Source organism: Desulforhabdus sp. TSK (assembly GCF_022836495.1).
Lineage (GTDB): Bacteria > Desulfobacterota > Syntrophobacteria > Syntrophobacterales > Syntrophobacteraceae > Desulforhabdus.
On sequence record NZ_BQXM01000021.1, the window covers coordinates 31,964 to 43,446 of the forward strand.

The following is an 11,483-nucleotide window of genomic DNA, read 5'->3' on the forward strand; positions in this document are numbered from 1 at the left end:
AAATGTATTCGATTGCGCCGGGGATATGAAAAAGATATTCAGACGGCGACAGTGCCAGACTCGATCACCCTTTTTGTCAATCCTGTTCGAAACTGAAAGACACCAAAATGCGGATACGGAGCTTGCCTTTGAATGATACAAAGTGTGTCAGGGTAATCCCCGTCTGTGGTCAATATCTTCCGTCTATGTCCAGGATTCCAGGTCTGTCCGGAAAATGCGGATGTGTCTCAGGATGCGTTCACGCTGCAGATTGAACCAGATCATGCCTCCCGTTATGGCCGCCCCCAAAGCCAGCAGAAACATGGCTTTGGGGAGTCTTTGCTCAGGAAACAGGAGAATCAGCTGGCCCAGAATGTTGAAGACCAGGAACACGACGCCACTGTAAAGGAAGGCACGGGTGCGGAAGGCAATGCCCAGGATGATGCCGATGAGGCTCAGAATCACTGCAACGACGAAGATCATGAAATCACCTCTCAGGAAAACATCCATGGAGGCGGAGGCGTAGAGGATGCTCGTTGCAGCAAGCCTCGCACTGTTCAGCACGCTACGCTTGAGCTCCTTTCTGTGCAGATGAAGGAGCAGCAGCACACTGACGGCGGCCGGCGCGACGTAAAGCTGGAGGGCCTGACTGCTCTTCACCAGGCCTGGTATCCAAAGATAGACGGCAGCGTTGAAGGACAGAATCCCCAGGTAGAGGGGAACAGGTCTCCTGGTTTCACGGCATGTGAGCAGATAAAGCGCTCCGATGGACATGAGTGCTCCTGCGGCTTGAGCCGATTCCAACTGCAGAGGGACCGTTATCAATGCAAGGGCGGGCAAGAGCAGCACAACGTGGAGGAGCGGTTTGCACGAGGTGATTCTGTGGATCACGAACAAGACATAGGCGGAAGCCATGATAGCAGCCGTATCCCAGATGCCTGGCGGCGACAGTCCCAGGACGGTCAAGCGGATATACAGCCCGACAGCGCCGCCGAATGCCGTCGTTCTATACACCCATATCGCCTGATTGGACTTCCATGCCCGTTGGAGGCCAAGCAGCAGGAGCAGGAGGGCGGCAGCGAGGGCCGCGGCAGAATCTCCCACGCTGCCCATCAATGGCTGGGGCCGGCTTTTGCCGGCAAGGACCTCTAAAAGAGCGATTCCATGCAGAATCCACTCCACCAATGCAAGCAGAGCAAGAGTCGGCCAGGCTTGGGAATACAACAGAGCGATTTCCCTCGATGCAAAATTCCACAACGCGCTCTGAGCACTCAAGAGGGCTCTCTTTTCCAAATAATGCTGCAACCGCTCACCACTCACCGCCAGGAACAGGGCCAGGAATGCCGCCTGCAGGGCGTACCAGGGTGCCAGGAGTGCCGCCTGGGGGAGGGGAACCCACAAGAGGGGCCAGCAATGGAGGAGGGCGAGCAGCATTACCATGGAGACGAGCAGCCAGAGTCTATTCTGTCGCACCAGGCCATGGATAGCCGAGAGGGCAGCCAGGAGAGACAGGGTGAGGAGCCATTGGAGGGGCGGGTTCAAGGGGGTAAGGAGTAAGGTTATGATGGCGGCATTGAGACTCGGGGCAATCCATACCGAAAGAGCCTGGCGCAGGGGTGCCGCAGCCTCGCCTCCCCAGGAGTTATTCTCCCATGCGGAATGAACGAACATTAGCATTGCACTCCACAATGCGAGGAAGAGGGGGAGGTGCACGAGGTGGGAGGGGCTCTCCAGCCAACTGCTCATGAGAGTGAAGAGCAGCGACGAAAGGATGGCGTGACGTTGCCATGGGGCTTGGTGCAGTCGCCAGAGGTGCAGGAAGGAGAGGGTGATGAGTGTCCCCGTGAAAAAGGTCCAGGACCATTGGCTCAAGGAGAAAAAGTGATGAAGCCTCGAGAGGCTTTCCACTTTCATGAGGATCATTTGAAGCAGGAAAAAAGAGAGAAAGCCGGACACACTCATGAGAAGCGGTGTGCCGAGGTCATGGAATCGCAAGCCCCATCGGACGGATAGCTCCTGCCCGTGCGTTCTCCACAATGGCACAGCTCGCAGGAGTCCATTGGCCCAAAGCAGATTGAGGGCAACACCGGAGGCGGAACAGAGCAGGATGCACTCAAACAAACCCAGCAGGGTCCGGGTTTCCAGGGGAGCCATCGCAGCCGCAAAGAACGCCGGACCCGTGAATGCCAGAGAAAGCGATCCAAAATACGCGAAACCCCTCCATGGGCTGTTGCGCAGCATCAGGTAAGAATAGACTGCAGCCGCACCTCCATATCCCCCCCAGGAAAGGGAAGTGAAGAGAGTGCTGGGATCGAGGCAACGGCTGACCACGCCGAAGCTGACTGCAGCCAGTCCCATCCATGGCCAGAGGTCGGGAGCCACGGCCCAATGCGGCCAACGTTCATTCCAGCGGGGAAGGGCGAAGTTACCGGCACCCCAGAGCATATAACCAAACGGAAGCGCCGTGACGCTCCCCCACTGCCTCGTTCCAACAAACGGGAGGGTGCTCAGCGTAATCATGGTGAGAAGCAACGGGACGGCGATGCCTCGAATGATGGCTGGGCGGGGCAGGGGACTCAGCAATGGGAAAAGGCAAAGCGTGAGGGTGAAGAAGGTCAGCGGCAGGAAAACGTTTTGCTGCAGAGGCGCAGCTGCAAGCAAAATGGAGGCGCTCAGCATGGCCCATGAGCATGTCAGCAGGGAAGACAGCCTTAATGGCTGATGGTAGAGTTTTGCCCCATGTGGATTGATGTGGAGCCTTTCGGCTAGAATCGCCAAACTCAGTCCAAACAGCGACAAAGTGAGCCATCGATCCGAAACTGCAGAGCTTCCCGGCAGCAGTGTGAAGGGGAGTCCGGGATGCAGCAACGTGCCCTCTATCCATAACCCTGTGAAAACGGTGAGCAGGATACCCATGAGGTTGAGCCATGGCCGGGCCAGTGCATGACCTGCCATGAACAGGCCAGCAGTGGAGAGGATCAAGACAAGGATGGGAAGAAGAGCGGTCGGCATGACAGGTTCCAACCAGATCAGAGCGATCTGCTGGACAGCGGCGCACATGGCCAGCAGCGTGGCCGTGATTCTCAGGGGCATTCGGTACAGCGCCTCATGAAGACCCACCCCGGCAGCATCCTTGCGCTTCGCCTCGCACTCCAGCCAATAAGCGGTCCCATGCATGCAGAGAGCGACCAGTGCCAGGAGCAACCCCAGTCCAGGATCCTTCAACAGACTTTCAAAGAGAGCGGGATATCTTGGGAAATAAGATGTCCATGCCCAGGCATAACCAAGCAGGCTGGCCAAAACGAACAATCCCAGGAGAGCGTAACTGTGCAGCAGTTGTTCATATCTGTGTCCGGCTGACCAGAGAAAAACCATGGCGGCGGCAAGAGTGAGGGGAAGAACCGTATTGGGCGTTAAGAAACGGCAGTGAAACAGACAGATTCCAAGGCTCAGTCCCATGACAGCTAGCGCGGGATGATGCAGCCACTTTTCACTGGGCACATCGTGCGGATGGAAATGAAGGTTCTTGACGGCCCAGGCAGTCCTGGGGGGAGTCAGGGCAAAAACGCCCACTCTCCAGGCCAGGAGAGCATATACCGCACCGGCAAAGCTCAGAATCGGTACCCCGCTGACAGAGAGGTGGGAGAGTGCACTCAGCCATGCCCCGAGACCCAGGGACATGGACAGCGGGAGCAGCCACGGAAAATAAAATTGACCACCGGCCAGTGTGGTGACACACATTCCGAGGAGTGCCGAGAATGTCCAGCCCCACCCGACCGGGCCTGAGATGAGTCGAAGCCCGAGGAAGGCAATGCCGACAGAACCCAGCAGCAGGGTGGCCGACTGCAGAGGGGGACGGAGCATTTGTTCATAGGTTTGGATGCCCGAAACCGGGAGCGCCCAGAGCAGTTTCAGCTTCGGCCGGTGCAGGGCCAGGAGTGCAGCCTGTTCCCGCCGCAGAGCCCTCACTTCCTCCGGTTCGCGCTCCATCCACCAGATGAGCCCCCAGGCAGTCAGTGCCAGGAGCAGTTGAACTGCACCCGTTGCGGGCTCCGGGAAGTATCTGAGCTTGAAGATCGTTCCTGCCGCGCCCCATAGAGCGAGAGCGGCGTAAAAGAGCCACCGGTCGCGCAGTTCCAGGCTCATCCCCAGGAGGATTGCAGCCAGGAGGGCCATCAAGATGGGGGGAGCCGGACTCATGGTGAAAATCGGTGGGACGAGGAGCGCGGCCAGGGTGGACGAGATGAGGAGGTTCAGCAGAGCACTGTTCAACAGGACTTCAACTTTCGTCGAGATCCTTTCTGGAGAGGTTCGGTAGAGATGCAGCCCGAAGCAGGCCCACAGGGCTGCCAGGAGCAGGAAACCGGAAGCACATTGTGTCCAGGGGTGCCACAAGGTCCCTTGTGGTGCGCAACAGACGGCCACACCCGCCATGAACGTTACGCTGTAGAACCATGGTCCGTTCAAAAGGTACTGCGTACTCCCCGTGCCGCCTGCTCCATGGAACAATCCGTCTGGCGCAAAGCGAAGCCCCGCAAGGGTGAGGAACGTCATCGTCAAGGCCGTACCCATCGCCACCCACCCCGGTCGTCCGTGGGCTATACTCCATGCTGCCAGCACGACTGCCATGCACAGCCACACCCTGTAAACAATGAGTCCCATGGCCTTCGATCGGCTGCTCAGAAGCCAACGGCTTGCAGTAAACAACCCCGCCAGGCCTGGAAGGCTTCCCAGGAGATACCATGAATCGGGCAAGTGCTGCAGAACCACCAAACCATAGAGCCAGCTCAGGCAGAAGAGCAGAAAGAACAGCGGGGTCAGGGTGAGGAATTGCCAGACCACCGTGGCGTAAAGAGCGCACCCCATACAGAGAGTGACCAGGCGTGCTGAAGGTGTATAGGCGCTCAGGAAAAGCGCCAGTGCAGAAAGGCCATAAATGGCGAAACTCAGTCGAGACAGATAAGTGAACTTGTGGATCCACTGCTTCAGATGGGCGTCAACGTAAAAGAGCAGGCCGCAAACCGCCATGAGAAAGGGGCTGTAATAGCCTGCGGGCAGCGCAGTGGGGCTTCCGTAACCCCAGGTGAGGTGCAGGAAGGAGATGACAGCGGCATAGACCAAAGTCCCAGCCGCATAGTACGCTACTTTCCGTCGCTCGACAAAAATGGAGCGCAGCCATTCTTGGGTGAACACCACCAGGCCGTAAGCCAGCAATCCCATCAAGAGGGAATGTAGAGCAGCCAGAAGCGGCCAAAAGGGGAAGCGAGCCAGCACAGGCACAGCCATCTGCATGGCGGCCAAAGCGAGGAAAACGCGGGGATGCCGGCCCTGGAGCGATCTTTCCATGACACCGGAAGCCAGCATCGTAACGAAATACAAACCTCCCATCACCATGAGAGCGCCCAGGCTCCCCACCAGGAGCTCCAGGGGGGTCTGACCGGCTACAATGACTCGGACGGATGCAGCCACATTGAGCGGAACCAAAAGGGCTCCCAGTGAAAAAAGCACGCTGCTGGATGTCTCCAGCTCAGGCCGCTTGAGGCGCAATCGATAGGCTGCCCAAAGAATGAACAGGGTGTACGCCAGGAGAACGGCGGCAACGGTGAGGGTCTTGACAAAGCCGCTCGTGTAGGAAACCAGGAGAATGGAGCCCGCAACGAAGCAAAAGCCCCCGATAAACCAGCCGATGTTCTGAGCCAGGAAAGGAACGACCAATGCCGGCCAGCCGGATAAGGTCCGGAGAGCACGCTCCAGGGCGCTGACTGCGGTGGGCTTCCATGCGTAGCCTGGCATTTCCTCCTTGTCCATCTGTGACGTGGAAGACGGAGCACCCTCTTCATTTTCTAATGTGGACGCCGCAGGGAAGGATGCTTCCGATGCCCCTTGTTCCTCTGCAGCCTGAACAGGCCATCCCTTTTCGGTTGGCGGTGCGGCTGGCTCACCGGCCAAGTGAGTCGTCGATTGGGCGGAAGGAGGTGGCGCTTCAACGCCTGCTGCAGGCTGCACGGAAATGGGGAGCTGGCTGCCGGCGAGCCCTGTCTCACCGGTTGGCTCAACCCCGGAGTCAGGCGTTCCTGCGGCCTGTATTGGAAGCCCTTCCTCCCCCTCCCATTCAGATTCCTTCTCCACAACCGGTACCTGTATCGGTGCCTCTCTTGGCCAGGGAGGTCTTTCCGACGGAGCCAGCTTATTCTGGCAAAGCAATTTCCAAGCGGCTTCCCGTCCCCGGGACCAATCGCTGCTGTAAGGTGTGACGCCGGAAGCATCCAGGATTTCTACCAGAAGAGTGTCGATGCCCTCCACGGCTCGATGGTAGAATGCTGGATCGATGGCGTTGACTGCCAGCAAGTGTTCCAGCTCCAGTCGCAGGATGGCAAGATCGTGTATGTCTGCATCAGGGAGCTTGCTGTCGCGAGGCATATTTCTGAGAGCAGCCCTGGTAGCCTCCTGTCCCCGTGTCCCCGCATCACGTGTCGACGGTCGGTGCCGGTAATGTTCGACAAAGAGATACAATACTGCTGCCAGGAAAACGGCTAAAGGCCAACTTTCAGCATAGAGTACGGACAGAAAACATCCCAGGAGCAAAAGTAAAAGAAACATGTTCTTCTTCTCGTTGGGAGGGAGTGAGAACAAGACAACCTCGAGCATACCGATTTCCATGGCATTCTCACCGGTCGCCGGCGGCTTGTCGGTGGTGCTGCTGGCAATTTACAAAACAAGACCTATGGGTAATGCAGGGCTCTACCCTTGGATCTTTTTCTTGAGCCTGTCGAGCTCATTTTCCACTTCGTGCTCCACCTCCATGGCCAGGAACTCCTTCTCCAGGTCGGAGGCGTCACCGTTCAATTCTGCCATGGCTTCCGTTCTGCTCTCGATCTCCGCCACCTTGTCCTCCATGCGTGCGAAGCTCGCCTGGGCATTGAGGCCGGCCTGGAAACTGGTCATGGTTTTGTCCATTTGCTGGCGGGCCTCGGCCGCTCTCTGTCGGCCGATGAGCGTACTCCTTTTACGGCGTGCTTCCTCCAGTTTGGCTTCCAGGGCACGCAGCTGCGCCTTCAACTGTTCGCTGGTGTTCCTCGCCGCAACCCAGGAAGGTTCTATGGCTTTGATGATGCTGTCGTGCTCCCGCTTCCGGATCAATGCTGCACGGGCGAGGTCCTCTTTCTCCGCCTGCAGCGCCTGTTCAGCCTTGCTCAGCCATTCGGCCGACTGTTGCCGATTGTGCTCCAATTCCTTTTGAAGCTGCTTCTCGCTGGCGATGGCGTCGATCACCCCCCCCTTGGCCTTGCTGATGTTCTCTTCCATTTCCCTGATAATCTGTTTGATCATCCGCTCGGGATCTTCGACACGGTCGATCAGGTCATTGATGTTTGCCGTGATGACGTCGCTGATCCGCTTGAAAATGTTGGCCATGTTCGCTTCTCCTTCTATTCCCGGTCTTGTGGCAGCCCTCTGTTGCTAGCGTATTTCACTCATCAGCCTGTTCAGATTGCCGGGTCAATTGATCCCGACCCATGCATGCAGATCTTGGACCGAAACGGGTATGCCGTTCATGGATGAGGGTAAGGGATATAAATCTATATCGTTAGATTCTGGAATAACCAACGGATGGATAGTGGCCTGTTGGCTGACTCCTGAATCCGCAATGAGATGTTGCTCACGCATGCAGGGTGAGTACCTGCCTTCTTTGAGCCGTCTTACATTTCTGTAATAAGTCTAACAAATTCATAAGTTGATGCTAAGGGAAAATGGGGTGTGAGGCCTTCAGAGCACCGGCAGAAGGTGATGGCGCAAGCACTGACGTCAGCGGGTATAAAATATTGGAAAACGCCAGGTTTTATAATCACTGCGCAAGCTGCGGAGAATAAAAAGGGGACACAGGCATGACCTGTATCCCCTTCATGTTGGAGAAGTTCGGACGCGCTGATTCGTCTTCGGCCTAAAGAATGGCGGTCAGCTTGAGCGTGTCTTTGTCCGTGCTGATGAGACCGGACCCTTCCTGAGCCAGGAAGCTCGCGTAGCTCATATCGAGGCCCAGCTTTTTGCTGAGGTTCTTGACATCGGGAGCGAGCTGAGGCTGGGTGAGGATCACCACCAGATCGAAAGATTTGGTTTCCTGGCTGCCGTTGCTGCCGATGGTCAGCTGAAGGCTCTGGCTTTCCAGTGGCTCCAGGGCCGTAACGGCGGCTTCACGGACTTCAATCTTGTCGAGAGCCTTCAGGGCATCTTTTTGCTCTTCCATGAAAGCGGCGAGATCCTGAGCAAAAAAGCTGATCTGGGCGTTCGGAAGCTTTCTACGCACCAGGATGGCTTCGTTGATCCCCAGGAACAGAGCCGATTTATGCATTTGCGGTGATGCAGAGGCGTAGCCTTGGACAAATGCGACACTCATGGGAATTTCGCCGTCGTAGGGACGCAGAACGAGACCCCCACTGGGTCCGGTTTGACTGAGCATGCGCTCCATCTGAAGATCTGTCATGACATTCTGGTTCTTGCCCAATCCAAGGTGAGGAGCCACGCGATTCAAGGGCCTTTCCACACCGGGAGAGATAATGATGGTATCCGCTTCGAGGTCCAGGTATTCGTCCTGCATCTCGAAGTTGATGGCTTCAGGTTTACACTCAGCCCAGCACAGGGCACATCCCAGGCATCGTCGGCAGCTCAGGCAGCGTTTTGCTTCCTTCAGTGCCCTCTCTTCATCAAATCCCAATTCCACTTCGTTGTTGTTGCCTATTCGCTCTTCAACGGGAATCTCGATGTGATGCTGACGTGCCTTGGGAATATCCTGGAATTCGACGATGTAACGACCTTTTTTTTCGTATGTCATTGTAACCTCTCTAAAAGAGATCTAGAACTCTTGTTCTTGCCGGCATGCACGGGCCGTTACTTGCTTCTTTTGGACCGGAGGTAGCGAACGATGCCGTCCGCAGCCTTCCTGCCGCCTGCACAGGCTTTGATGGCGATATCGGGACCGGTTTCCACGTCACCGGCGGAAAACACACCCGGAACATTGGTCATGTAATTGGAGTGGTTGACGGCGAAGGTGTTCCAGCGTGTGATGTCTATGCCGCTGCCATCGGGAACGAAAGAAAGGTCGGGCCGCTGACCGATGGCCGGGATGAGGGTTTCCGCTTCCACGATGAATTCCGAGCCTTCCACGGGAACCGGGCGCCGCCTGCCGCTGGCATCAGGTTCTCCAAGCTCCATGCGGAGGCACTTGAGCCCCTTCATCTGGCCGTTTTCTCCCACAACTTCGATGGGTGCCACCAGGTATTGGAATTTCACACCTTCATGTTCGGCAGCATCGATTTCCCATGGGCTGGCGGGCATTTCCTTCTTGGTGCGGCGATAGAGGACATGCACTTCTTCGAAGCCGGCGCGCCAGCTCACACGGGCCGCATCCATGGCCACGTTGCCGCCGCCGATGACAATGACTTTGCCCTTGGCATTGACAGGCTTGCCCATGTTGGCGTCACGCAGGAAATCGACGCCGTCCACGACGCCCTTCATATCCTCGCCCTTGATTTGCAGCTTCATACCGAGATGCGCACCCACACCCAGAAACACCGCGTCGAAATCCTTCTGGATCTGTTCGAAGGAGATGTCTTTTCCTATACGGGTGTTGCAGCGCAGATCGATGCCGTGTGAGCAGATCCAGTCGATTTCCCGCATGAGGGTGGGGGTGGGGAGGCGATATTCCGGAATGCCGTAGCGGAACATACCGCCCGGCTCGGGCAAAGCCTCGAAGCAGACGGACTTGTAACCGGCCTTCGCCAGAAAATAGCCGCACGTGAGACCCGCCGGGCCGGCTCCAATGATGGCGACCTTTTCCTTGTGGAATTCGTCGGGCACTTCCACCGGGGCCTTGATATCTTCCTTCATTTCATAGTCGGCCACATAGCGCTTGAGGGTACAGATGGAAATGGGCTCATCCATGTAGCCCCGGTTGCATGCGGTCTCACAAGGATGTGGACACACGCGCCCGATGGAAAGCGCAAAAGGCAGTCTCTCGCGGATCTTGGCCAGAGATTCGGCGTATTTCCCGTCGGCAATCAGGCCGACGTAAGACCGGATGTCCAGATTGGCAGGGCAGGTGGCCTGACAGATGGGCATGTCTTCCTTGAAAATGTTGTAGCCCGTTCTCGGGTTGAAATAGTCGATGGCGGTGCGGAACCCAACGCCCTCGTTGAAATCGTCATACATGTGAATCGGGCAGACTTTGATGCACGCCTTGCAGTCGTTGCACTTTTCGCGATCCACACGGGGTGTGCGTCGCTTGAGCTTCAGTTGGAAATTTCCGTTGCTGGCTACCGTCTTTTGCACCTGAGCACTGTCGATGACTCGAATGTTGGGGTGGCGCAGGACGGCTTCCATGTTGGGATCCACAAAAGCGTCATCTCCCGATATGATCCGGGTTTGCGGGATGCATTCCCCGCCCAGCCCCGGAAAGGACTCGACGAGGGTCACCTGCATGCCGGCCTCGGCTTGCTCCAACGCTGCCGCAACGCCAGCCGGATCGCCCCCAAAGATTATGACTCGTTTACCTGACACAGTCGCATCCTCCAGATGTTAAGGAGAAAACCATCCGGGCAGCGCCCCTTTCCCCGCCTTCCAAGCCACTGTCGCCAAGCGGCCTGTCAGTGGCTGACGGAGAGGCGGGAGCGGTGCGGCGAAGGTTGCCGCACCGCCCGGGAGCGCTCCGGGGTTTTAACCATTGCTCATTTTGGTCCCTGGCTCACGCAGCGTGGGCTGTCTGCTGCGCCGACTTTTCGGCGACCTGATAAAGGGGTGAATTGCCTTCGATGCCGGCCAGACTCACGATCCCGCGGCGCTGCAATGCCAGCACGTATTTCAGCACGTGGGGTGGAGGAAGCTCCAGCCGGGCGGCCAGGTCCTTGACAGCTGCCGGGGCTTTCTGCATTTCCGAAAGGATTTCAAAGGTGGCCAGTTCGTCCATGACAATGGTATCGAGGGTGCGCCACATTTCATGGTCGGTGAATTTCTCGCCGTACTTGTTTCCGGTAGTGGTGAATTCCGTGAATTTTCCGACGACCCAGCGCAGCTTTTCTTTGCCGAGGGCTGTCTTGGCGATGGCAATCTTTTCCGTCAACTTGGGAAGTGGGAGGCGGTCGGCGCTTCCCAGGGGACCCATTTCCTTGATCTTCTGGTCGAATCCTGTAATGATGCTGACAAATCGGTCGCCTTCCGCCGACGAGCACTGGCTGAAGGAAATTCTTTCGGGGTTGAGGCCTGCGTAGTCCAGAGCGCGCGTCGCCAATCCCACCTTGACCTTGGCCTGATAGTTGCCGCTGATGTAGTGACAGTCACCGAAATGGCATCCCACCACAACAACACCGTCCGCTCCTTCAAGAAAAGCGTCCGCCAGCATCGTAGGATCCACCCGGCCGGTACACATGAGCCGGATGATCCTGATATCCGTCGAATATTGCATCCTGGAAACTCCAGCGAAGTCAGCCGCAGCGTAACCTCACCAAGTGCAGCAA

At 57.1% G+C, this 11,483-nt stretch carries 4 protein-coding genes and 1 pseudogene; all 5 read right to left on the bottom strand.

Annotated features, from left to right (window positions below; genetic code table 11):
• Positions 1-183: 183 nt before the first annotated feature.
• Entirely contained in the window at positions 184-6,639 is a 6,456-nt protein-coding gene (locus MWC30_RS13330) for a hypothetical protein (RefSeq protein ID WP_244084687.1), read from the bottom strand.
• An 81-nt stretch (positions 6,640-6,720) separates the two neighbouring features.
• Positions 6,721-7,392, bottom strand: coding sequence for a PspA/IM30 family protein (locus MWC30_RS13335; protein WP_244084688.1), 672 nt, complete (start codon positions 7,390-7,392; stop codon positions 6,721-6,723).
• Positions 7,393-7,918: 526 nt separating this feature from the next.
• Positions 7,919-8,806, bottom strand: a complete 888-nt coding sequence (locus tag MWC30_RS13340) for a hypothetical protein (RefSeq protein WP_244084689.1) — start codon at positions 8,804-8,806, stop codon at positions 7,919-7,921.
• 56 nt (positions 8,807-8,862) lie between these two features.
• Positions 8,863-10,530 (bottom strand): NAD(P)-dependent oxidoreductase, encoded by a 1,668-nt coding sequence (locus tag MWC30_RS13345; RefSeq protein ID WP_244084690.1) that lies wholly within the window; start codon positions 10,528-10,530, stop codon positions 8,863-8,865.
• A gap of 184 nt (positions 10,531-10,714) precedes the next feature.
• Positions 10,715-11,452, bottom strand: a pseudogene (locus tag MWC30_RS13350) (hydrogenase iron-sulfur subunit); the annotation flags it as partial.
• Positions 11,453-11,483: the final 31 nt, after the last annotated feature.